Source organism: Micromonospora chaiyaphumensis (genome assembly GCF_900091435.1).
Classification (GTDB): Bacteria; Actinomycetota; Actinomycetes; order Mycobacteriales; family Micromonosporaceae; genus Micromonospora; species Micromonospora chaiyaphumensis.
Genome location: NZ_FMCS01000007.1, coordinates 132,544 through 155,059, shown reverse-complemented (window position 1 = coordinate 155,059; position 22,516 = coordinate 132,544). Strand labels below are relative to the sequence as shown.

The window sequence follows — 22,516 nt, the reverse complement described above, 5'->3', positions numbered from 1 at the left end:
CGTGACGCACCTCGACCCGCCGGGCGGCCACGGCCGCCCGGCGGTTCCGTCTTCCGCCGCCGACGCCCTCGCGCGCTGCGTGGCGGTCGAGCCGGCCAAGTTCGCCGCCGACCACTGGGGGCGCAGCCCGCTGCTGTCCCGGGCCGCCGAGCTGCCCAACCCGGCCGGCTTCACCGACCTGCTCAGCCCCGCCGACGCCGACGAGCTGCTGAGCCGGCGCGGCCTGCGTACCCCGTTCCTGCGGGTCGCCAAGGAGGGCGAGCTCGTGCCGGCGGCGCGCTGGACCGGCGGCGGCGGCGCGGGCGCCGAGATTGGCGACCAGGTTCTCGACGAGAAGATCCTGGCCCTGTACGCCGACGGCGCCACCCTGGTCCTCCAGGGCCTGCACCGCACCTGGCCCGCGCTGGTCGACTTCGCCCGCGACCTGGGCACCGCGCTGGCCCAGCCGCTGCAGGTCAACGCCTACCTGACCCCGGCGGGCAACCAGGGCTTCGCCACCCACTACGACACCCACGACGTGTTCGTGCTCCAGGTGGACGGCCGCAAGCACTGGCGGATCCACCCGCCGGTGCTGCCCGACCCGCTGGAGAGGCAGCCCTGGGGCGGCCGGGCCGACGAGGTCTCCGCCGTGGCCGAGGGCCGCCCCGCGCTGGACGTGGTGCTCGAACCCGGCGACGCGCTCTACCTGCCCCGCGGCTGGCTGCACAGCGCGCAGGCGCAGGAGTGCAGCTCGCTGCACCTGACCGTCGGCATCCGCGCGCTGACCCGGTACGCCCTGGTCGAGGAGCTGCTGGCGCTCGCCGCCGAGGACGCCCGGCTGCGCGCCGGGCTGCCGTTCGGCGTCGACGTGGCCGACCCGGACGCCATCGAGCCGGAGCTGACCGAGACGGTCGAGGCGCTGCGCGACTGGCTCCTGCGGGCCGACCCCGCGGCGGTGGCCGCGCGGCTGCGCGCCCGGGCCTGGCCGGCTGCCCGCCCGGCGCCCATCCGGCCCCTCGCCCAGGCCGCCGCCCTGGCCACCCTGGACGCGGACAGCCAGGTCGCGCCCCGCGCCGGGCTGCGCTGGCAGCTCACCCCGACCGGCGACGGCACGGTGGCGCTGCGCCTGTTCGACCGCACCATCACTCTGCCCGGCACCTGCGAGCCGGCGCTGCGCGCGCTGCTGGCCGGCGAGGTGACCCGGGTCGGCGACCTGCCCGGCCTCGACGACGACGCCGACCGCGTGGTCCTGACCCGCCGCCTCCTGAAGGAAGCCGTCCTGACCCCGGCCTGACCGTCCCACCCGGCCCGCGCCCCCGCCGCCCCACGTCCCGTTGATCATGAAGTTGGCGGCGCGACACGCCGTCGCCGGTGCCGCCAACTTCATGATCAACCGCGCTCCGGGCCGGCCGCGGCCGGGCCGGGCGCCGGGTCAGCGGGTGGCGGTCAGGGTCAGCAGGAGGGCGGTCGTGGCCAGGCCGGTGGCGGCCACCAGGAGGATCGGGCGGGGGGTCAGCACGGCGTGGCGGCGGTCCGCCAGCAGCCGGGCCGGCGCCAGGCCGACCAGCGGGCCGAGCAGCGTCACCACCAACGCCAGCACCGGCATGCCGACCGCCAGGTCCCCGCCGGAGCCGGCGCCCAGTGCCCGCGCCCCCGCGCCCAGGGCGTACGCCACCAGCGCGCCGCCGATGCCGCAGCCGACCAGCAGCGGGTTCGCCGAGCCCGGCAGCTCGCCCGGCTGGCGGGTGCGGTCCAGCAGCTCCCGCACCCCGCGCAGCAGCGGCACCGGGTCGCCCGTGGCGTCGCGGGCCGGCCCGGGCGGATCACCCAGTCGCCGGCCGCCGGTGCCGATGCGGGCCCGGAGCTGCCCCCACAGGTGGGCGGCCTCGGCGTCGACGCGTTCCACCATCCGCTGCGCCTCGGCCACCTCCGCCTCGGCCCGGCGCACCTGCTCGGCAGCCTCGGCCACGGCACGGTCGGCGGCGACGACCTGCTGCGCGTACCAGCCGTTCGCCTCGGCACGCTGGGCGGCCACCCGGGCGGTCAGGTCGGCGAGCCGGCGGACCTGGGCGGCGTACGTCTCACTGGCGACCGGTGTGTTCATCGGGACGGACCATAAGGGATGATCACCTGTCCCGTGCGGTGCACCGCCCGGTCGAAGTAGAGGCCCCGCCACGGGCGGGGGTACCAGTCCGGCCCGCCGGTGCCCGGATAGAGCGAGGAGCCCAGCTCGGCGCCTTGCACGTCGAGGGCCACCCAGGCGCCGATCTGGTCGGTGCGCGCCGCCGGCCCGCCCAGGTCCACCCGCATCCGGGCCACCCCGCGCCACCAGGCCAGCACGTGGGTACGCCGTTCCGGTCCGTCGTGCAGGATCCGGCGCAGCTGCTCCAGCCCGGTCCGCCGGCCCGCCTTCCCGGCGAGCTGCCCGGCCGCCGCGTCCACCGCGTACAGCAGCAGGAAGTGCGGGGTCTGCGGGGTGCCCGGAGCGCCGAGGGCGTCGCCCACCTCGGCCATCAGCTCGGGCACCGTCTCCTCGTCGTACCAGGCGGCGTCGTCGGCCAGGTCCTCGTAGAGGGCGCGGGCGGCCGGGTCGGCGTCGGGGTCGAGGCAGGCGATGGAGAACCGGGCGGTGCCGGGGCGGTACTGCCGGGCGAGGGAGCGTGCGGCGGCGTCGAGCACCGCGCACGCCTCGTCGACACGGGTGCCGAGCACGGCGAGGTTGCGCCCGGGAGCCCGGGGCAGCCGCAGCGCCGCCGAGCGCGCCTGCACGTCGATGATCTCGCCGAGCAGCGCCACCGGGCTGCGCGGCACCCCCTGCTCGGGCGCGGCCAGCGCGCGGAAGTCGGGCGCCTCGGCCAGCCTCGGGATCGCGTCGCCGTCGAAGAGCCGGGCCGGGGCGGCGTCCTGCGGGCGCATGCGCCACAGCCGGTGCTGGAGCTGGCTCCACGTCTCCCAGTCACCGGCGAGGGGGATGCGGGCCACCTCGTTGCCCTCGGTCAGCCCGGACTCGGCGTTGACCACGGCGTGGTGCCGGGGCAGCGACTGCGCCGCGTCGTTGCGTTCGGCCAGGATCCGCAGCGCCTTGGGCAGGGCGATGCGCAGGGTGAACTGGGCGACCAGGGCGGGCCGCCCCCACAGCGCCTCGATGCCGCGCACGTCCTGCGAGGCGAGCACCAGGTGGATGCCCTGCGACCGGCCCCGCCGGGCCAGGTCCTCCAGCAGGTCGGCGGCCTCCCGGGCCACCACGTCGCGGCCGGCGAGCAGCGCCTGGAACTCGTCGACCACCGCCACGATCCGCGGCCAGTGCCCGGTCGGGTCCACGGCGCGCAGCTCGGCCAGCTTGGTGACCTCGTGCTTCTTCGCCGCGTCGGCCCGGCGGCGCAGCTCCTCGGCGAGGAACCGCAGCAGCGCCAGCCCGAACTCCCGGTCGGTGTTGACGTTGATGCCGACCAGCCGCATGTGCGGCAGCCAGCTCGGGTCCCGCCGGCCCTGGGCGAACCGGGCGAAGGACACCCCCTCCTTGAAGTCGAGCAGGTAGAACTCCAGCTCGGTGGGGGAGTAGCGGGCGGCGAGCGCGCCGATCCACGCGAAGATCAGGTTGGTCTTGCCGGTGCCGGACGGGCCGCCGATCAGCGCGTGCGGCGGGTAGTCGCCGAGGGTGAGCAGCACCGGCCGCCCGTGCGGGCCCTCGCCGATCGGCGCCGTGAGCCCGTGCGCCGAGTCCTCCCGCCAGTAGTCCCCGGCCGGGGGGAGCAGGTCGGTGAAGGGCGCCGGCGGCGGGCCGGCGTTGACCCGGGAGGCCACCTCGCGGCAGGTCTCGGTGACCAGCCCGGCCGGCGGCGGGGCGTCGAGCGCCACCGGCAGGCCGCCGATCCGGGCGTCGTCCGGGTCGACCACCACCCGGGTGACGGTCGGCCCGTCCGGCAGGTCGATCCCGCGGACCACCAGGTGCACGCCGCAGGCCGCCCCGGTGCGCACGACCCGGTCCAGTTGGCCGCGCTCGTGCCGGGACAGCTCGTCGCCGCCGAGCAGCACCGCCACCCGCCACGGCTCCGGGCGCCGGCCGGTCGCGGCGGCCAGCTCGCGCAGCGTCGCGTACTCGCCGGCCAGCACGGTCTCGTTGATCCGGCGGATCTGCTCCACCAGGTCGTCGAGCAGCCGGCCCAGGCCGCCGGGGCCGACGAAGGTGAGCAGCCCGGCGGTGCCGAGCGGGGCGAACCCGGCCAGCCCGCCGCCCAGGTGCTCCGGGTCGTACCCGAAGAGCCGGACCGCGCCGGGGTCGGCGCGGCCGACCGAGCGCAGCAGCAGCGCGGGTACGACCGCGGCGACGCCCTCCCGGTCGCTGCCGGCGAGGTGCACGTGCCCGGCGTCGAGCAGCGGGACCAGGGCGGGGACCGGCTCGGCGCCGGTGATGCGTACCGTGCCGATCCGGACCGCGCCGGGTGGCTCGGACCGCCCGGCGGGGGTGGCCTGCCAGCGGTCCCACGGCGCGGACGCCGCGCCCGGCGCCTCCCGCCCGGCCGCGGCGGCGGCCCGGCGGGCCAGCTCGGCGATCCGGGCGGCGTGCCGGGCGTCGATCTCGGCCAGCCGGCGGTCCCGCTGCGCGCCCACCCGCTCGGGTACGGCCGCGGCGGCCCGCCGTACCCGGGTCAGCCGGTCACGGCCGGCGGCCAGGTCGGCTTCGGCGTCGGCGAGGCGGTTGCGGGTGGCGCCCAGAGCCTCGGAGAGCATCCCCCGGACCCGCGTCACCAGTTGCGCGCGGACGTCAGCCACGGGACGGCTCCCGGTCGTCGGTGTCCTTGGGCAGGTCGCGGCCGAGCCGGTCGAGCAGCACCCCGGTGACCACGCCGGCGGTGACGGCCGGGTCGGCGGCGTGCGGCTGCTCCTGGTCGTCGCCGCGGCGCGGCGGGGGCATCCGGCAGACCCGGGTGAGCAGGGTGTCCAGCACGGGTGGCGGCAGGCCGGGCAGCAGGTCGCGGACCCGCCCGTCCAGCTCCCGGCGCAGCCGGCCCAGGTCGTCGGCGCGCGGCGGGTGGCCGAGCAGCTCGCCGGCCAGGCCGCGCAGCATCGGCGGGGCGATCGCGGCCAGCCCCAGCCCGACGTCGGCGTGGGCGCGGCGCAGCTCGCGGTGCAGCCGGTCCCGGTCGCCCGCGCGGACCCCGGTCACCACCCGGCGCAGCAGCTCCCGGGAGTCCTCGACCCGGTCGTCCGGCTCGTCGGGCGCGCCCTCCCGGCCGCCGGTCAGCTCCGCCACCCGCACCGCCCACCAGCGCCGCACGGCCGGCTGCTCGTCGCGATCCGGAGCGGCGCCCGGCGCCGGCGGCGCGACCTCGCCGCGGGGCCCGTCGTGGCGCGGCCGGCGGTCCGTGGCCTTCGGTGCGGGCGCACCGTCGGCGGCCAGCCCGATCGCCGCCAGGTACGCCGACAACTGCTCCTGCGCCACCCGCAGCGCGTACCCGGCGGTCTCGGCGTGCTCGGTCGCGGCGGAGAGCTCCGGCACCCCCATGGGGTTGGCGGACTCCTGGCGCACCCAGCGCAGCCGCTCGGTGGCCTGGCCGAACTTCTCCAGCGCGGCGGCGAGCTGGGCCAGGGGCAGTTCCTCGGCGGCGGCGCGGACCTGCGCGCCGATGTCCTCGACGATGGACACGACCGGTCCTCAGAGGGCGGCGGCGTAGAGCTGCGCCTGCTCGACCGCCACCAGCGTGGCGGCGAGACACTCCTCCAGCTCCTGGCTGGCCTGGGTCAGCGAGGCCTGGGCCGCCTCGACGGTCTCGTGGCCGCTGCCCTCCAGCGCGCCGGCCAGGGTCTGCTGCGCCTCGGCCAGCTTCTCGCCGGCCGCCTGCACCGCTGTCTGCCCGTCTCCTATCTGCTGGAGAGCGACATCGATCGCTGCCTTCAGCTCGGCGACGCTCGCCACGGGGGACCTCCTGGGGGCGGGGGAGATCTCCATTACAACCCATCCCGAGGGGTGGGCGAACATCCGCCCTCGCGGCGTTCCTGCCCGGCTGTCCGATTACGGCCCTGACGTGCGGAAAGGCGCTCTGCGGCGGGTTCCGTCGGTCCCGTCCGCGAACGCTCCGGTCCCGTTCACGGGACGCAGCCTCGTCGCCCCCTCAGCGGGGCACGCGGCGCGGGCCGTACACCTCGGCGCCGAGCGCGCCCACCCGGGCCCGTAGCTCCCGGTCGGCGGTGACCACCACCCGGCGGCGCTCCGGCGCGGCCGCGACCAGCGCGACGATGGTGTCGTCGCCGGAACCCGGCGCGGAGACCACGGCGACCCCGGGCACCGCCGGGACGTCCCGGGCCGCGCCCTCCACCACGAGCACCACCTCCACCGGCGGCGGCAGCTCCGGCGGCACCCCCGCCGCGGCGACGGGCACCAGCGCGTCGCGCAGCCGGGCGGCCGCCCCGGCCCGGTCCCGCCACCAGCCGTCCGGCCGCGAACCGACCACGTTCGCGCCGTCGACGATCAGCAGCGGGATGGTCTCCATGCCCCCAGCGTGCCACCCGTCCGCGTTTGTCGCGCCGACCGCCGGGTAGCCACCGCCGACCGTGCCGCGCCACGTCGCGCCCCGGCGGCCGTGCCGACCGACTGCGGAGGAGAACTGATGGGACCCGGTGACTTCGGCAACGACCCGTGGGACGAGTTCCTGGCCCGGTACTTCGGGCGGGGCGAGGGAGGACGCCGGCCGGCGCACCGGGTCGACATCACCCGGCTGATGACCGCCGACGCGCGGGAGATGCTGGCCGACGCCGCCCGGCGGGCGGCCCAGAAGCACAGCAACGACCTGGACACCGACCACCTGTTGTGGGCGGCGTTGCAGCGCGAGCCGCTGCGGGACCTGGTCCGGCGGGCCGGTGCCGACCCGGACGCGCTGGTCAACGCCCTCGGCGGGCGCGGCGACGGCGCTCCCCGGGGCGAGGTCCCGCCCAACCTGTCGCTCACCCCGGCGGCCAAGCGCGCGCTGCTCGACGCGCACCAGCTCTCCCGGGCCATGGGCGCCAACTACATCGGTCCCGAGCACATCCTCATGGCCCTGCCGCTCAACCCGGAGTCGCCGGCCGGCCGGATGCTCGCCGCCGGGCGTATCCAGCCCGAGTCGCTGCAGGCGGCCAGCGCCGAGCGCGGCCCCATGACCGGCCCGAAGCCGGACCGCGGCACCCCCACCCTCGACCAGTACGGCCAGGACCTCACCGACCTGGCGCGGATGGACCAGATCGACCCGGTGATCGGCCGGGCCGACGAGATCGAGCAGGCCGTGGAGATCCTGTCCCGGCGCACCAAGAACAACCCGGTGCTCATCGGCGAGGCCGGCGTCGGCAAGACCGCCATCGTGGAGGGGCTCGCCGAGCGGATCTGCGACGGCGACGTCCCGCAGACCCTGATCGGCAAGCGGGTCATCCAGCTCGACCTGGCCGGCCTGGTCGCCGGCACCCGCTACCGGGGCGACTTCGAGGAACGCCTCAAGAAGGTGATCGACGAGATCCGCGCGCACCGCGAGGAGCTGATCATCTTCCTGGACGAGATCCACACCCTGGTCGGCGCGGGCGGCGCCGGCAGCGAGGGCGGCATGGACGCGTCCAACATGCTCAAGCCCGCCCTGGCCCGCGGCGAGCTGCGGGTGATCGGCGCGACGACGCTGGACGAGTACCGCAAGAGCATCGAGAAGGACGCCGCCCTGGCCCGCCGGTTCCAGCCGGTGCTGGTTCCCGAGCCCAGCGTCGAGGACACCGTCGCCATCCTGCGCGGCCTCCGTGACCGGTACGAGGCCCACCACCAGGTCCGCTTCACCGACGAGGCGCTCGTCGCCGCGGCCGAGCTCTCCGACCGGTACGTCACCGACCGGTATCTGCCGGACAAGGCGATCGACCTCATCGACCAGGCCGGCGCCCGGGTGCGGCTGCGCACCCGCACGCCCGCCGCCGACGTGCGGGACCTGGAGCAGCAGCTCGACGAGGTACGCCGGGACAAGGAGCAGGCCGTCTCCGACGAGCAGTACGAGAGGGCGTCCACCCTGCGCGACCGGATTGCCGAACTGGAGGACCAGGTCCGCCGCGCCCGCGGCGACGAGGGCCCCAACCACGTGCCCGAGGTCGGGCCGCGGGAGATCGCCGAGGTGGTCTCCCGGGCCACCGGCATCCCGGTCAACCAGCTCACCGAGGAGGAACGGGACCGGCTGCTGCGCCTGGAGGGGCACCTGCACGAGAAGGTCGTCGGCCAGGACGAGGCGGTCAGCGCGGTGGCCGAGGCGGTACGCCGCTCGCGTACCGGGCTGGCCGACCCCGACCGGCCCATGGGCAGTTTCCTCTTCCTCGGCCCCACCGGCGTCGGCAAGACCGAGCTGGCCCGGGCGCTCGCCGAGGCGCTGTTCGGCGAGGCCGACCGGATGGTCCGGGTGGACATGAGCGAGTTCCAGGAGCGGCACACGGTCAGCCGCCTGGTCGGCGCGCCTCCCGGGTACGTCGGCTACGAGGAGGCCGGCCAGCTCACCGAGGCGGTGCGCCGCCGCCCGTACGCCGTGGTGCTGCTCGACGAGATCGAGAAGGCCCACCCGGACGTGTTCAACATCCTGCTCCAGGTGCTGGACGACGGCCGGCTCACCGACAGCCAGGGGCGCACGGTGAACTTCAAGAACACCGTGCTGATCATGACGAGCAACCTCGGTTCGGAGCTGATCACCGGCACCCAGCGCACCGTCGGCTTCGGGGCCGGCGAGCCGGGCGAGCAGCAGACCAGCGAGCTGCGCGAGCGGCTGATGCGCCGCCTGCAGGAGAACTTCCGGCCCGAGTTCATCAACCGCATCGACGAGGTGATCATCTTCCAGCGGCTGGAGGCCGAGCAGCTGCGCGAGATCACCGGGCTGCTGCTGGAGGAGACCCGCCGCCGGCTGCACGCCCAGGACATCCAGGTCGACTTCACCACCGCCGGCGTGGACTGGCTGGCCGAACACGGCTACCAGCCCGAGTTCGGCGCCCGGCCGCTGCGCCGGGTCATCCAGCGCGAGGTCGACAACCGGCTGTCCCGGATGCTGCTGGAGAACCAGATCTCGCCCGGCCAGAGGATCACGGTCGACGCCCGGGAGGGCCAGCTCGCCTTCGACGTGGCCGCCGGCGAGCGCGGCTACAGCGCCGCCGCGACGTCCCATCCGCGATGAGGGAAGACGCCCCAGCCCCGACGGATCGGAGGGCGGACATGACCGAACCGGAGGAGAACCGGGAGGACACCGAGCGCACCGAACCCATCGTCGCGCCCCCGACGGCCAACCCGGCCCGGGTCAAGGTGCCGCCGGAGGGCTTGAAGCAGCACACCGACAAGGGCGAGGGCGACCCGACGCCGTCCGGGTCGCCGTCGGGAGAGGAGGCGTGATGGTACGCGAGGCACGACTCGATCCGGAGGTCGAGGTGATCTGGGACGACTTCCACGCCGAGGTGAACGTCCCCTCCGAGCAGCTGCGACGGTGGCTGCTCACCCGCGGCTCGGGCGAGGAGGCGTTCGGCCCGAACCCGGACCTCGACCTGCCCGAGCCGGGGCGGCGGATCCTCCAGGTGCTCACCAAGCGCAAGGTGGACCTGACCCCGGACGACATCGAGGTGATGCGGAACGCCATCGAGCGGATCCGGGAGCTCAGCGCGGCGAAACCGAGCCGGGGCAACGCTGACGACGAGTGGCGCCACTCCCTGCTCGACCTCGGCCACGACGTCCTGATCGAACGCTGACGGTCCGGTACGGCGGCACCCGGGACGCGGTCCCGGGTGCCGCCGCCGTCGGTCTACTCCGATTCCATGCTGGGCAGTTGCAGCCCGGCCGCGTCGGCCGCGTCCTGCCGTTCGCCGCGGGCCCGTTCCTCGCGGCTGAGCAGGTTGGCGAACTCGGTGATGTCGGCCGGCTCGGGCACCTCCGGCAACCGGCGCAGGAACGCCTCCAGGTCGGCGGAGGCGGCGGTGTGCGCGGCGGCCGCCTGGCGCAGCAGCTCCCGCTGGTCGGCGGCCGGGTACAGATCAGTCATGCCGCCCAGATACCCGCGCTCAGGCGGTTCGCACCCCGCCCGCGGTGGTCGGCTGCGCGCCGAAGTCGGGGTGGGCCAGCAGCCAGGCCAGATAGTCCGGGTGGTTCGCCAGCGCGTCGGTGTACGCCGCCACCGCCGTCTCCAGCACCGGCTCGGCGACCCGGGCCGCCGGGGCGTCCGGGTGCCAGCCGAGCAGCAGCCGCCAGCGCAGCGGCGTCCCGGCGAGCCGGCGGGTCACCAGACCGGCCACCGGGCGGAAGGTGGCCTGGCACAGCGCCACCGCCTCGCCCGCGTCCACGAGGTCGAGGCAGCCCCGCACGTCGGCCTCGTAGAGCTTGCGCGGGGTGAAGCCGGCGCGGGCGCAGGCCGCCGCGAAGCAGTCGCCGAAGCAGCCGTCCCCGGGTGCGGCCACCCACTGCTCGCGGCGCAGGTCGACGAGGCGCACCTCGTCCCGGCCGGCCATCGGGTGGGTCTGCGGCAGCAGCACGAAGACCGGGTCGACGGCCACCTCCCGCCAGCTCAGCCCGGACTCCGCCGACGGGGTGGCGTCGCCGCACACCCCGCTGAGGGCGAAGTCGAGCCGCCCGCCGGCCACGAGCTGGGCCAGTTCGTCCACCGACCACGACGCGTACGTGGTGATCTGCACCTCGGGGCGCTCGGCGGCGAGCCGGTGCACCAGCCGGCCGAGGATCGGGCTGTTCACCCCGCCGAACCGGTAGCGGCTCAGCGGGTCGCCCGCACCGGCCAGCCGGGCCGCCTCGTCCTGCAGGCCTTTCATGGCGGGCAGCAGCACCCGGGCCCGGTCGAGCACCAGCTCACCGAGGGCGGTGGGCCGGGCGCCCCGGCGGTCCCGCTCGAACAGCGGCCCGCCCAGGGCCCGCTCGATGCGCTGGAGCTGGGCGGTCAGCGCCGGCTGGGCCAGGCCGAGCGTCGAGGCCGCCTTGGTGACGCTTCCCGTCTCCGCGATCGCGCACACCACCCGCAGGTGTCGCAGCTCCAGATTCATACGGTGACGGTAGGACCACTCAGCGGCCGGGCGGAAGGGTCTTACGGCATCGGTATATCTGTATGGCGCAACGGTCAGAGGTCGCGGGGGCGCTCCAGGTCCGCCAGGCGGGTCCGCCGGCCGGTGACCACGTCGCGCACCTTGTCCAGCACACCCACCGCCGGCTCGACGATCTTGTTCCAGGGCGGGGTGGCCGGAGTGCCCGGGTGCGGGCGGGTGGGCGCGGCCTCCTCGGCGATCTCCCAGCGGTTGCCCAGCCGGATCAGCTCGGCGTCGCTGGCCACCTCGCGCAGCGGGGTCACCAGCGCGGCGACCCGGCCCACGTGCCGGCGTACCCGTTCGGCGACGTCGGCCAGCCCCGGGTCGTCCGGTCCGGACAGTCCCTTCAGCGCGGTCAGCAGGGCCGCGTCGGCCTCGATCTCCCGGTCTACCAGCTCGGCGCTCTCCGGGACGGCGGCCCGGGCGGCCGGGAAGAGGTACTGCTCCTCGGCGGAGAGGTGCCGGGACACCGCGGCCGTCAGCACGTCCAGCACTTCGCGGCGGCGTGCCGGCTCCAGGCCCGCGTCGGTGACCTGCGCGGCCAGCCCGAGCAGCGCCCGGTGCTCCCGGTCCACGAGGTCGGCCAGGCTCCGGCCGCCCGGCCGGTACGCGTCGTCGGCGGTGGGCGGCAACGGCGGCAGGGGGACGGTCATGGTGCCCTCCGGGATCGACGGGTGTGGCGGTCCGGCGGTACCCGCGCGCGCGATCCGCGAAACCGCACCCCGACCGGGGGCGACCGGCCGCCCGGGCCGGCTGGTATGAAGAAGCGATGACGAGCGACCCCGCCTCCGCCCGACCCGACCCCACCGACGAGGTCGTGGACCTCTGCCGCGACCTGCTGCGCATCGACACCACCAACACCGGGGACAACGACACGAGCGTGGGGGAGCGCCGGGCCGCCGAGTACGTGGCGGAGAAGCTCGCCGAGGTCGGCGTCGACGCGGAACTCATCGAGTCGGCGCCGGGCCGCGCCAACCTGGTCGCCCGGATCCCCGGCACCGACCCGGGCCGGGACGCGCTGCTCGTGCACGGCCACCTCGACGTGGTGCCCGCCGACCCCGACGAGTGGTCGGTGCACCCGTTCTCCGGCGAGATCCGCGACGGCTACCTGTGGGGCCGCGGCGCCATCGACATGAAGGACTTCGACGCCATGGTGCTGGCCGTGGTCCGCGGCTGGCAGCGCGCCGGGATCCGCCCGACCCGGGACGTGGTGCTCGCCTTCACCGCCGACGAGGAGGCCGGCAGCGACTACGGCGCGCACTTCCTCGCCCAGCGGCACCGGCACCTCTTCGACGGCTGCACCGAGGCGATCGGCGAGGTCGGCGGCTTCTCCTACTCGGTCGACGAGTCCCGGCGGCTCTACCTCATCGAGACCGCCGAGAAGGGCATCGACTGGCTGCGCCTGCACGCCAAGGGCCGCCCCGGCCACGGCTCGATGGTGCACGACGACAACGCCGTCACCGCGCTCGCCGAGGCCGTCGCCCGGATCGGCGGGCACCGCTTCCCGGTGGTCATGACCGACACCGTGCGCGCGTTCCTGGCCGAGGTGTCCGACGTCCTCGGCATCGACATCGACCCGGACGACCCGGAGACCGCGATCGCCAAGCTCGGGCCGATCGCCAACATCATCGGCGCGACCATCCGCAACACCGCCAATCCGACCCGGCTGACCGCCGGCTACAAGGACAACGTCATCCCGGGCCGGGCCACCGCCACCATCGACTGCCGGAGCCTGCCCGGGCAGAGCGAGGTGCTGGAGCGGCAGCTGCGCGAGCTGGTCGGGCCGGACATCGCCATCGAGTACGTCCAGCGCCAGCCCGCCCTGGAGACCACCTTCGACGGCGACCTCGTCGAGGCCATGTCCGCCGCGCTGCGCGCGGAGGACCCGGGGGCCCGGCCGGTGCCCTACATGCTCTCCGGCGGCACCGACGCCAAGGCGTTCTCCCAGCTCGGCATCCGGTGCTTCGGCTTCGCGCCGCTGCGACTGCCCGCCGACCTCAATTTCTCCGGCCTGTTCCATGGCATCGACGAGCGGGTTCCCGTGGACGGACTACAGTTCGGCGTGCGGGTTCTCGACCGCTTTCTCCGCAGCTGCTGACGGTGCCCGCCGCGCCGCCGCCGGCGCGGAACCTCCCCATCGCGAAGGGACTGCCTCACATGACCGACCAGCACGGTGAGCTGGACGCCGCCCTCGAGCGGGTGATCGACGCCGCCCGCGCGCACCTGGCCGCCGTCCGCGCCGCCCAGGGCCGGATCGACGACGACGCCGTCTGGCAGGCGTACGTCAATTTGAACAACGCCTCGTTCGCCTACGACGAGCAGCTGCTCGACGCGTTCGGCGAGGTGACGCCGTGGGACGTCGAGTCGATCGACCCGGACGAGGCCGACGAGCGCTTCGGCGGGGCCGAGGGCGTCGAGGCGACCGACCCGCACCCGCGGGTGATCTCGGTGCGGCAGCGGCGGGACTACCGGGTGCCCAGCGTCTCCGCGCTGATCCGGGCGGCCGAGGCGGCCCGCCGCGAGGGCACCCCGGAGGAGGACGAGCCGGCCGCGGTCGAGGGGGTCGGCGAGGCCGTGCTGGAGCTGCTGCAGAGCGGCGACGGCTCGCTCTCCGCGCTGGACGTGCCGGAGCTGGAGCCGCTCGACGGCGTGGTCATGGTCAGCGAGGTCGGCACCCCGGTCGACCTGGAGTCCTTCGACGACGACGACCCGGTCGGGCCGTTCCAACCGGCCGCCGACGACCGGCTCGTGGGCCGGCTCGACGAGCACCCGTTCCTGGAGCTCGACGAGGAGCACGACCACGCCCACTAGGCAGTGACGCCCCGGGGCCCACCCGTGCGGTGGCGCCCCGGGACGTTTCCGTCCGGCCGCCGTCAGTACGAGAGGCCCGGCTGCGGCTGGTTGACCCGGCGACGGCGCAGCATGACCTGCCGCGTGCCGTCCCGGTACAGCCGCACCCGGGCCAACTCCCAGCCGGAGAACTCCGCCTGGATCGCCAGCTGCGCCGCGGCGGTCAACCGATCGACATTCGAGGGCAACCGCAGCGGCGCGTATTCGTAGTCCATGGCCTCTATGCTGCCCAGCCCGGCAGCCCGCCGCCACCCCCTGACGGTGACCCGCGTCGCCCTGTTCGCCGGCCGGCGCCCGGCCGGTCGGGCTCAGCCGTCCCGTTCCGGGTAGCCGACCGGCACCGCCGAGACGTCGTCCAGCGCGGTGACGATCTCCTCCGGCAGGGTCATCCGCTCCACCTGGAGCGCGCCGAGGAGCTGCCCCACGGTGCGGGCGCCGAGGATCGGCGCGGTCACGCCGGGCCGGTCCCGGATCCAGGCCAGCGCCACCTCCAGCGGCGACACGCCCAGGCCGCCGGCCGCGATGGCCACCGCCTCCACGATGCTCGAGCAGCGCGGCTCCAGGTAGGTGGCGACGAAGCGCTCGAAGTGCGGCGACACGGCCCGGGAGTCCGCCGGGCGGCCGTTGCGGTACTTGCCGGTGAGCACCCCGCGACCCAGCGGCGACCAGGGCAGCACGCCCAGCCCCATGGCCTCGGCCGCGGGCAGCACCTCGCGCTCCACGCCCCGCTCCAGCAGCGAGTATTCGACCTGGGCGGCCACCACGGGGGCCCGCCCCGGCCAGGCGGCCTGCCAGGCGGCGGCGCGGGCGGTCTGCCAGCCGGAGAAGTTCGACACCCCGACGTACCGGGCCTTGCCGCTGGACACCGCGTGGTCGAGCGCGGAGAGCGTCTCCTCCAGCGGGGTGTGCGGGTCGTACCCGTGCACCTGCCACAGGTCGACGTGGTCGGTGCCGAGCCGGCGCAGCGACGCCTCCAGGGTGCGCAGCAGGTGCCCCCGGGAGCCGTCCCGGCGGCGGCCGCTGCCCGGCCGCAGCCCCGCCTTCGTGGCGATGAGCAGGTCGTCGCGGGGCACCAGGCTGCCCAGCAGGGAGCCGATCACCGACTCCGCGTCGCCGTCGGCGTACACGTCGGCGGTGTCCACGAGGTTGCCGCCCGCGTCGAGGTAACTCTTCAGCTGGGCGGCCGCGTCGTCGGCATCGGTGTCCCGTCCCCAGGTCATGGTGCCGAGCGCGAGCCGCGAAACCGCCAGCCCGCTTCGGCCGAGCGGTCGCTGTTGCATGGGTGAACCTTATTTCGAACCCGGCTTCACGGATATCCTCGCCGCAGTCAACTTCCCGCGCGACCTCCCGCGGGTGTGACGTGTTCGAGGTGAGCCGGTGGTCCGCGCCACCACCCCCATTGCGTAACCTGATGCGACCTGTGGTGCGGATGGTGGGAGGACCAGTGCGACTCGGGCTCAGCCTCGGATACCAGACGGCGTGGAGCACGCCGGCCGACCACCTGGCGCTGGCCCAGGAGGCGGATCGGCTCGGCTACTCGGTGGTGTGGGCCGCGGAGGCCTACGGCTCCGACTCGCCGAGCATGCTGGCCTGGATGGCCGGCCAGACCGAGCGGATCGACGTGGGCGCCGCGGTGATGCAGATCCCCGCCCGCACCCCGGCCATGACCGCGATGACCGCGGCGACCATCGACGCCCTCTCCGGCGGCCGGTTCCGGCTCGGCCTGGGCGTCTCCGGCCCGCAGGTCTCCGAGGGCTGGCACGGCGTCCGCTTCGCCAAGCCCCTGGCCCGCACCCGGGAGTACGTCGACATCGTGAAGCTGGCCGTGGCCCGCAAGGAGGTCGCGTACGACGGCGAGCACTACACGCTGCCGCTGCCGGACGGCCCCGGCAAGGCGCTGCGGCTGGGCTTCCACCCGCCGCGCGAGCACATCCCGATCTACCTGGCCGCCGTCGGCCCGAAGAACCTGGAGCTGGCCGGCGAGATCGCCGACGGCTGGCTCGCCGTGTTCTACGCCCCCGAGTTCGCCGAGGAGCAGCTCGCCTCGGTCCGCGCCGGTCGCGCGAAGGCCGGCAAGGAGCTGGCCGGCTTCGACGTCGTCCCGTCGGTGCCGGTGGTGGTCGGCGACGACATCGCGACCTGCGCCGAGCTGGTCCGCTGGTACGCCGCCCTCTACGTCGGCGGCATGGGCAGCCGGCAGCAGAACTTCTACAACCAGCTCGCCACCCGGATGGGCTACGGCGACGCCGCCCGCGAGGTGCAGGATCTCTACCTGGCCAAGCGGCAGCGCGACGCGGCCGCCGCCGTGCCCATGGAGTTCATCGACCGCACCTCGCTGCTCGGCCCGAAGGAGCGCATCGCCGAGCGGATGCGGGAGTACGCGGCCGCGGGCGTGACCACCCTGTCGGTGACCCTGTTCGTGGCGGACCGGGACAGCGGCGTGCAGACCCTGCGGACCGTCGCCGAGGCGCTGGACCTCTCCGGAGTCGGCGAGTGACCTGGGTCGAGGCCATCGTCCTGGGCATCGTCCAGGGGCTCACGGAATTCCTGCCGGTGTCGTCCTCCGGGCACCTGCGGATCACCTCGGCGATCTTCTTCGGCCGGGACGCGGGGGCGTCGTTCACCGCGGTGACCCAGCTGGGCACCGAGGCGGCCGTGCTCATCTTCTTCTTCAAGGACATCTGGCGGATCATCCGCACCTGGTGCCTGGGTCTGGTCGACCGCTCGGTCCGATCGAGCCTCGACTACCGCATGGGCTGGTACGTCATCGTCGGCACCATCCCGATCGGCATCTTCGGGCTGCTGTTCAAGGACCAGATCCGCACCGCCGGCCGGAACCTGTGGCTGATCTCCTTCACGCTGATCTTCTTCGGCCTGGTGCTGGCCTTCGCCGAGTACTGGGGGCGGCAGACCCGCACGCTGGAGAACTTCCGGATGCGCGACGGCGTCATCATGGGCTTCGCCCAGGCCGCGGCGCTCATCCCCGGTGTCTCCCGCTCCGGCGGCACGCTCACCGCCGGCCTGCTGCTCAACCTCACCCGCGAGACGGCGGCCCGGTACTCGTTCCTGCTGGCCATCCCGGCCGTGGTGATCTCCGGCGTGTTCAGCATCCCGGACGTGTTCGAGCCGTCCGCGCCGGGCACCGCCGCGCCGAGCGTCGCGCAGATGGTCGTCGCCACGGCGATCGCCTTCGCCATCGGGTACGCGGCCATCGCCTGGCTGCTGCGCTACGTCGCGCACCACACCCTGTACCTGTTCGTCCTCTACCGGGTGGCGCTCGGTTCCCTGGTCCTGTGCCTGCTCCTCACCGGCACGATCGACGCCACCTGAGCTGGTCCTGATACGCCGCTGGCCGGCACCCCTATGTTCGGGGTGCCGGCCAGCGGTTTTGTTGCGTGTGTCAGCTGTTCCAGTTGTGGGCGACGATGTCGGTGGCCTGCTGCTCCCAGTGGGCGTAGGCGTCGGGGTAGGCCGAGACCTGCACGGTCTGGGCGGCCTCGGTCAGCGGCATGTCCTGCCAGCCGTCGACCTGCTTCAGGCCCTTGAGGAAGGCGAGGGTGGAGTACTCGGGGTCGGTGATCTGCTCCGGCGTGCCCCAACCCGAGCTCGGGCGCTGCTGGAACAGGCCCAGCGAGTCGTGGTCGTTGCGGTCGCCGAGGTGGCCGAGGTTCTCCAGCTTCGACTCCTGCAACGACGTGGCGATCGAGATCACTGCGGCCCGCTCCGGGAGACCGGCCTTCTTCGTCGCCGCGATGATCGCCTTGGCGTTCGCGGTCTGCTCACCGTTCAGGTCGATCTTCGACTGGGCGCCCTGCACCGTCGCGACCGCGACCGGCTTGCCCTCGACCGGACGGGCGTCGGCGTGAGCGGCGACCGGACCGGCGAACACGCCACCGGTGAAAGCCAGACCAGCAATACCCAGCACGCTCTTGCGCAGCATCGAGTTCATGGGGATAGCTCCATTCGGGGGTTGGCGCACACGCCGATGGGGGTCGGCCGTGCGCAAGCACCACGTCAGGCGCTCAAAGAGAGTCTTGGGGGATCATCCAGCGCGCGGGGCTGAGCCACTTCGTCGCGCCGGGACCATGTACAACGACCGGCGGCCCACCATCATTCCGGGATCGCCACGCCCACCTCGGCGGGCGGCCCCGGGGGGCCGGCCACCCCGACTCGCGGGGGCGCCTTCCTCGGCCGTGCACCGGGTATAACGACCCCCGCCCACCGGCCATTCCACCGCCGGGATGCCGCCGACCACAGCCGCGATCCGGACATTCACCCCAAGCCGCGCGTTGATCGTCGCACGGCCGCCGATCTTGGACAACTACCGTTCGCTGCGAACAACAACTGTCCAAGATCGCGGCCGAGCGGGCCGGAAGCCGCCTGGCGCGAACCGGACATCCGGCCCAGGCGTGAGGTGGCCCGGCCCGGCGGCTACGAACGTGATGACGCGAACGGATCGGCGCGGCGTGGACGGTCTCCTCGCCGGTGCCTGTCGAGCTGATGTCGAGAACGACTCACCGGCGAGCGCGGGAGAGGAAACGCCCACCCAGCCCCGTCGCCCGCCCACCCCTCGCCCCTTGCTCTGCAGCCACGGACGCAACACCCCCATGCCGCAGGCGTTGCGTGGGCGGCTGCAGAGCAAGGCGGTGGATGAGCAAGCAGGGCAGCCACGCCGGGCGACCACCACCGCACCGGGATACACGGGCGCAGGGTGAACAAACAGCGCCGCCCGCCCCTAAAGGGACGGACGGCGCCGTGGGTGTCGGTGTGCAGGTCGCCTCTCGGCGAGTGGCGCGACGCGGCTCCAGCCGAACGGTATTCCGCGAAGGCAATGAGGTGAGGCCCGGGGACACTGGACACACCGACGCTCTGCACAACGGCCCGACCGGGTCCGGTGTTCCGGGCGGAAGCGTGTCCGCCGTCACAACCTTGCCCCGATACCGCCACATCCCGTGGTGCAGTCGATCAAGGGGCGGGGAGCGCCTAGGGTGGTCTGCGTGGCGACCCTCCTGCTTCTGCGACACGGCCGGACCACCGCGAACGCCGACGGTGGCCTCGCCGGCCGGCAACCGGTCGAGCTGGATGAGACCGGGCGCGCCCAGGCCGCGGCGGTCGGCGACCGGCTCAAGGGGCTGCCTCTCGCGGCGGTAGTGACCAGCCCGCTGATCCGCTGCCGGCAGACCCTGGAGCTGGCCCTGCCCTCCGCCGAGCCGGTGGTCGAGGAGGGGCTGATCGAGTGCGGCTACGGCGCCTGGGAGGGGCAGCCGCTGAAGAAGCTGGCCAAGGAGCCGCTCTGGCCGGTGGTGCAGCAGCACCCGAGCGCCGCCGTCTTCCCCGAGGGCGAGTCGATGGCGGCCATGTCGGCGCGGGCGGTCGCCGCCGTGCGGGCCTGGGACGCCCGGGTCAGCGCCGAGCACGGGCCCGAGGCGGTCTGGCTGGCGTGCAGCCACGGCGACGTGATCAAGGCGATCGTGGCCGACGCGCTGGGCGTACACCTGGATCTTTTCCAGCGGATCGTGGCCGACCCGGCGTCGGTGACCGCGATCCGCTACACGCCGCTGCGGCCCTTCCTGGTCCGGCTCAACGACACCGGCGGCGACCTCGCCGGGCTGGTACCGCCGCCGCGCAAGCGGCGCCGGCGGGCCACCCGGGCGACCGACTCGGACGCGGCGGTGGGCGGCGGCGCGGGGGCGACCCGGTGAGCCGTCGCGCCACGCCCGGGAGCGACGGGGGTCGGCCCTGGCGTTTCGCCCTGGGCGGATTCGGCGTCGGTGGGCTGCGCGACGGTTCCGCCCGCCGGATAGGGTCGTGGGTATGACCCACCAGGTGCACGCCTTCGAGCCGCCGGAGCGGTTCGTCGCCGGAACCGTCGGCCCGCCGGGGGAGCGCACGTTCTTCCTCCAGGCGCGCGGCGGGGGCCGGCTGGTCAGCGTCGCGCTGGAGAAGGTCCAGGTGTCCCTGCTCGCCGAGAAGCTGGAGGAGCTGCTCTCCGAGGCGCAGCGCCGGTTCGGCGTCGAGCTTCCCGAGGCGGCCCCGGTGACCGGCGACAACGACCCGCTCGACACCCCGGTCGACGAGGAGTTCCGGGTCGGCACCCTGGGCCTGGCCTTCGACGTCGACTCCGCGACGGTGGTGATCGAGGCGATCGCCGCCGGTGAGGCGGAGGTCGAGGTCGAGCTGGGCGACGCGGACGACGACGCCGACGAGGACCCGGACGAGCCGGACGACGACCTCGACCGGCTCCGGGTCCGGTTGACCCCCGAGGCGACCCGCGCGTTCATCGAGCGGGCCCGTCGGGTGGTCAACGCGGGCCGTCCGCCCTGCCCGCTCTGCGGCCAGCCGCTCGACCCGGCCGGTCACCTCTGCCCCCGGCACAACGGTTATCACCGGTGACCTCGTCCGAACTTCAGCCCCGACAGGACGGCGCCGCCTCGTTGCGACTGCTCAGCGACGGTGAGCTCACCCTGGAGGGGCGGTTGGTCGACGCCTCCAACGCCACCCTGCGCGGCATCCTCACCCTCGACGGGGCGAGCGCGCGCTGCGTCTACAAGCCGGTCCGCGGCGAGCGCCCGCTCTGGGACTTCCCGGACGGGACGCTCGCCGGGCGCGAGGTCTCGGCCTACCTGGTCTCCCGGGCCACCGGCTGGGACCTGGTGCCGCCGACCGTGCTGCGGGACGGGCCGTTCGGTCCCGGCTCCTGCCAGCTCTGGATCGACGAGCCGGAGGACGCCGAGCCGCTCGTCGGCTTCGTGCCGGCCGAGGCGGTGCCGCCGCGCTGGTTTCCGGTCGCCGCGGCGCGCGACGACGACGGGGCCGCCTACGCGCTGGCGCACGCCGACGATCCCCGCCTGGCCCGGCTGGCGGTCCTCGACGCCGTGATCAACAACGCCGACCGCAAGGGCGGCCACGTGCTCGTCGGCCCCGACGACCGGATCTACGGGGTGGACCACGGGGTCTGCTTCCACGTCGAGGAGAAGCTGCGCACCGTGCTCTGGGGCTGGGCCGGCCGGCAGCTCCCGCCGGACGCCGTGGCGATGCTCGACGGGCTGGCCGGGCAGCTCACCGGGGCGCTCGGCGACGAGCTGGCCGACCATCTCACCATCAGCGAGGTCGCCGAGGTGGCGGCCCGGGTGGACCGGCTGCGGGAGACCGGGCGGTTCCCGCTGCCCCCGGAGGAGTGGCCGGCCATGCCCTGGCCGCCCATGTGAGCCGTTGTCGCGTTGATCACCCGAGGCGTGCCACCTGAGCGCCTGACGGCTCGTTAGGCTGGCAATCATGGAGTCTTGGGCGGGACACGAGGTGCCACGGCTGCCGGGTGAGGGCACGCCACTGAGGTTGTACGACTCGGCGCGGCAAGGCCTCCACCCCAGTCAGCCCGACGGCGCGGCCAGCATGTACGTCTGCGGCATCACCCCGTACGACGCAACCCACCTGGGGCACGCCGCCACCATGATCACGTTCGACCTGGTGCAGCGGATGTGGCGGGACGCCGGCCTGACCGTGCGCTACGTGCAGAACGTCACCGACATCGACGACCCGCTGCTGGAGCGGGCCGAGCGCGACGGCGAGGACTGGAAGGTCCTGGCCATGCGGGAGACCGCGCTGTTCCGCGAGGACATGGAGGCGCTGCGGATCATCCCGCCGGCGCACTACGTGGGCGCGGTCGAGTCGATCCCGGACATCGCCGAGAAGGTCCTCGTCCTGCTCAAGGACGGCGCGGCCTACCGGCTCGACGACGGCACCGGCGACGTCTACTTCGACGTGGCCGCCGCCCCCGCGTTCGGCTACGAGTCCAACCTGAGCCGCGAGCAGATGCTGGAGATCTTCCCGGAGCGCGGCGGCGACCCGGACCGGGCCGGCAAGCGCGACCCGCTCGACCCGCTGCTGTGGCGCGGCGCCCGCGAGGGCGAGCCGTCCTGGCCGGGTGGCGAGCTGGGCGCCGGCCGCCCCGGCTGGCACATCGAGTGCGCGGTCATCGCGCTCAACCTGCTCGGCGACCGGATCGCCGTGCAGGGCGGCGGCAACGACCTGCTCTTCCCGCACCACGAGTGCTCGGCGGCGCACGCCGAGCGGCTGACCGGCCAGGCGCCGTTCGCCGACCACTACGTGCACGCCGGCATGATCGGCCTGGACGGCGAGAAGATGTCGAAGTCCCGGGGCAACCTGGTCTTCGTCTCCCGGCTGCGGGCCGACCAGGTCGACCCGATGGCCGTCCGGCTGGCCCTGCTCAGCGGCCACTACCGCAGCGACCGCTCGTGGACCGACGAACTGCTCACCGAGGCGCAGGAGCGGCTGGCCCGCTGGCGCCGGGCCGCCGCCGCGCCGGCCGGCCCGTCCGGCCACGAGCTCCTGGCCGGGGTACGCGCCCGCCTCGCCGACGACCTGGACACTCCCGGCGCCCTGGCGCTCGTGGACGACTGGGTGGGGCAGACGCTCGCCGGTGTGGCCGACGACGCCGAGGCCCCGAAGCTCTTCGCCGACACGGTCGACGCCCTCCTCGGCATCCGCCTCTGACGCGGGCTCCGTTCCGCACCGGCGGGCGGCGCCGGTGCAGCGGGCCGAGCGAGGGCGGTGCCACGCCGGGCCGTCGGCCGCTCAGCCCCGCAGCGGGCCGTGCGCCGTGCTGCGCCGGGAC

23 protein-coding genes are annotated in these 22,516 nt (G+C 74.7%); 12 read left to right on the top strand and 11 right to left on the bottom strand.

Annotation, left to right across the window (positions count from 1 at the left end; translation table 11 throughout):
- Position 1 precedes the first annotated feature (1 nt).
- Positions 2 to 1,273: a cupin domain-containing protein gene (locus GA0070214_RS20050; protein ID WP_208602846.1), complete on the top strand. Its 1,272-nt coding sequence runs from the start codon at positions 2 to 4 to the stop codon at positions 1,271 to 1,273.
- A gap of 138 nt (positions 1,274 to 1,411) precedes the next feature.
- On the opposite strand, the gene GA0070214_RS20045 is transcribed toward GA0070214_RS20050, so the two are convergent.
- The 5 genes from GA0070214_RS20045 to GA0070214_RS20025 all read right to left on the bottom strand — a co-directional run bounded on the left by GA0070214_RS20045 (position 1,412) and on the right by GA0070214_RS20025 (position 6,470).
- Positions 1,412 to 2,083, bottom strand: coding sequence for a hypothetical protein (locus GA0070214_RS20045; protein ID WP_091266010.1), 672 nt, complete (start codon positions 2,081 to 2,083; stop codon positions 1,412 to 1,414).
- Complete coding sequence (locus GA0070214_RS20040; RefSeq protein ID WP_091266007.1) at positions 2,080 to 4,752, bottom strand: FtsK/SpoIIIE domain-containing protein; 2,673 nt, start codon at positions 4,750 to 4,752, stop codon at positions 2,080 to 2,082. Before GA0070214_RS20040 ends, GA0070214_RS20045 begins: the two co-directional genes overlap by 4 nt.
- Positions 4,745 to 5,626, bottom strand: a complete 882-nt coding sequence (locus GA0070214_RS20035) for a hypothetical protein (protein ID WP_091266004.1) — start codon at positions 5,624 to 5,626, stop codon at positions 4,745 to 4,747. The genes GA0070214_RS20040 and GA0070214_RS20035 overlap by 8 nt, the downstream gene beginning before the upstream one ends.
- 9 nt (positions 5,627 to 5,635) lie before the next feature.
- A complete protein-coding gene (locus GA0070214_RS20030; RefSeq protein ID WP_091266635.1) occupies positions 5,636 to 5,896 on the bottom strand; it encodes a hypothetical protein in 261 nt (86 codons plus the stop codon).
- A 196-nt stretch (positions 5,897 to 6,092) separates the two neighbouring features.
- Complete coding sequence (locus GA0070214_RS20025) at positions 6,093 to 6,470, bottom strand: hypothetical protein (protein ID WP_091266001.1); 378 nt, start codon at positions 6,468 to 6,470, stop codon at positions 6,093 to 6,095.
- Between the two features lie 117 nt (positions 6,471 to 6,587).
- Here GA0070214_RS20025 and GA0070214_RS20020 point away from each other — a divergent pair, with 117 nt between their 5' ends.
- From GA0070214_RS20020 to GA0070214_RS20015, 3 genes are read left to right on the top strand one after another with little or no spacing between them, the layout of a single operon-like run.
- A complete protein-coding gene (locus GA0070214_RS20020) occupies positions 6,588 to 9,134 on the top strand; it encodes an ATP-dependent Clp protease ATP-binding subunit (RefSeq protein ID WP_208602834.1) in 2,547 nt (848 codons plus the stop codon).
- Between the two features lie 38 nt (positions 9,135 to 9,172).
- Positions 9,173 to 9,346 carry a hypothetical protein gene (locus GA0070214_RS31900; protein WP_167364299.1) on the top strand — a complete coding sequence of 58 codons (174 nt, stop codon included), beginning with the start codon at positions 9,173 to 9,175 and terminating at the stop codon, positions 9,344 to 9,346.
- On the top strand, positions 9,346 to 9,696 hold the full coding sequence (locus GA0070214_RS20015; protein ID WP_091265998.1) for a DUF3140 domain-containing protein: 351 nt from the start codon (positions 9,346 to 9,348) through the stop codon (positions 9,694 to 9,696). Before GA0070214_RS31900 ends, GA0070214_RS20015 begins: the two co-directional genes overlap by 1 nt.
- A gap of 53 nt (positions 9,697 to 9,749) precedes the next feature.
- On the opposite strand, the gene GA0070214_RS20010 is transcribed toward GA0070214_RS20015, so the two are convergent.
- The 3 genes from GA0070214_RS20010 to GA0070214_RS20000 form a co-directional block, all read right to left on the bottom strand.
- A complete protein-coding gene (locus GA0070214_RS20010; protein WP_091265994.1) occupies positions 9,750 to 9,986 on the bottom strand; it encodes a hypothetical protein in 237 nt (78 codons plus the stop codon).
- A 19-nt stretch (positions 9,987 to 10,005) separates the two neighbouring features.
- Positions 10,006 to 10,992 carry a LysR family transcriptional regulator gene (locus tag GA0070214_RS20005; protein WP_091265990.1) on the bottom strand — a complete coding sequence of 329 codons (987 nt, stop codon included), beginning with the start codon at positions 10,990 to 10,992 and terminating at the stop codon, positions 10,006 to 10,008.
- Between the two features lie 74 nt (positions 10,993 to 11,066).
- Positions 11,067 to 11,684: a hemerythrin domain-containing protein gene (locus GA0070214_RS20000; RefSeq protein ID WP_091265988.1), complete on the bottom strand. Its 618-nt coding sequence runs from the start codon at positions 11,682 to 11,684 to the stop codon at positions 11,067 to 11,069.
- A 116-nt stretch (positions 11,685 to 11,800) separates the two neighbouring features.
- On the opposite strand from GA0070214_RS20000, the gene GA0070214_RS19995 reads away from it, so the two are divergent.
- Positions 11,801 to 13,129, top strand: a complete 1,329-nt coding sequence (locus GA0070214_RS19995) for a M20/M25/M40 family metallo-hydrolase (protein WP_091265985.1) — start codon at positions 11,801 to 11,803, stop codon at positions 13,127 to 13,129.
- 59 nt (positions 13,130 to 13,188) lie between these two features.
- The gene (locus tag GA0070214_RS19990) at positions 13,189 to 13,842 is read left to right on the top strand and encodes a hypothetical protein (RefSeq protein ID WP_091265982.1); all 654 of its coding nucleotides are present in this window, start codon (positions 13,189 to 13,191) and stop codon (positions 13,840 to 13,842) included.
- A gap of 62 nt (positions 13,843 to 13,904) precedes the next feature.
- Here GA0070214_RS19990 and GA0070214_RS19985 read toward each other — a convergent pair whose 3' ends face one another.
- Entirely contained in the window at positions 13,905 to 14,096 is a 192-nt protein-coding gene (locus GA0070214_RS19985; protein ID WP_091265978.1) for a DUF5703 family protein, read from the bottom strand.
- Positions 14,097 to 14,189: 93 nt separating this feature from the next.
- Positions 14,190 to 15,161 (bottom strand): aldo/keto reductase, encoded by a 972-nt coding sequence (locus tag GA0070214_RS19980; protein ID WP_091265975.1) that lies wholly within the window; start codon positions 15,159 to 15,161, stop codon positions 14,190 to 14,192.
- Between the two features lie 164 nt (positions 15,162 to 15,325).
- Here GA0070214_RS19980 and GA0070214_RS19975 point away from each other — a divergent pair, with 164 nt between their 5' ends.
- Positions 15,326 to 16,378 (top strand): LLM class F420-dependent oxidoreductase, encoded by a 1,053-nt coding sequence (locus GA0070214_RS19975; protein ID WP_091265972.1) that lies wholly within the window; start codon positions 15,326 to 15,328, stop codon positions 16,376 to 16,378.
- A complete protein-coding gene (locus GA0070214_RS19970) occupies positions 16,375 to 17,211 on the top strand; it encodes an undecaprenyl-diphosphate phosphatase (RefSeq protein ID WP_091265969.1) in 837 nt (278 codons plus the stop codon). The genes GA0070214_RS19975 and GA0070214_RS19970 overlap by 4 nt, the downstream gene beginning before the upstream one ends.
- Before the next feature lie 70 nt (positions 17,212 to 17,281).
- Here the strand turns inward: GA0070214_RS19970 and GA0070214_RS19965 are convergent, their stop codons facing one another.
- Positions 17,282 to 17,830 carry a hypothetical protein gene (locus GA0070214_RS19965; RefSeq protein WP_091265966.1) on the bottom strand — a complete coding sequence of 183 codons (549 nt, stop codon included), beginning with the start codon at positions 17,828 to 17,830 and terminating at the stop codon, positions 17,282 to 17,284.
- 1,039 nt (positions 17,831 to 18,869) lie between these two features.
- Between GA0070214_RS19965 and GA0070214_RS19960 the strand changes: the two genes are divergently transcribed.
- The 4 genes from GA0070214_RS19960 (at position 18,870) to mshC (ending at position 22,395) form a co-directional block, all read left to right on the top strand.
- Positions 18,870 to 19,583 carry a histidine phosphatase family protein gene (locus tag GA0070214_RS19960; RefSeq protein ID WP_091265963.1) on the top strand — a complete coding sequence of 238 codons (714 nt, stop codon included), beginning with the start codon at positions 18,870 to 18,872 and terminating at the stop codon, positions 19,581 to 19,583.
- A 112-nt stretch (positions 19,584 to 19,695) separates the two neighbouring features.
- Positions 19,696 to 20,274 (top strand): DUF3090 domain-containing protein, encoded by a 579-nt coding sequence (locus GA0070214_RS19955; RefSeq protein WP_091265960.1) that lies wholly within the window; start codon positions 19,696 to 19,698, stop codon positions 20,272 to 20,274.
- Complete coding sequence (locus GA0070214_RS19950) at positions 20,271 to 21,089, top strand: SCO1664 family protein (protein WP_091265957.1); 819 nt, start codon at positions 20,271 to 20,273, stop codon at positions 21,087 to 21,089. The genes GA0070214_RS19955 and GA0070214_RS19950 overlap by 4 nt, the downstream gene beginning before the upstream one ends.
- A 67-nt stretch (positions 21,090 to 21,156) precedes the next feature.
- Entirely contained in the window at positions 21,157 to 22,395 is a 1,239-nt protein-coding gene (gene mshC, locus GA0070214_RS19945; RefSeq protein ID WP_091265953.1) for a cysteine--1-D-myo-inosityl 2-amino-2-deoxy-alpha-D-glucopyranoside ligase, read from the top strand.
- Positions 22,396 to 22,516 lie beyond the last annotated feature (121 nt).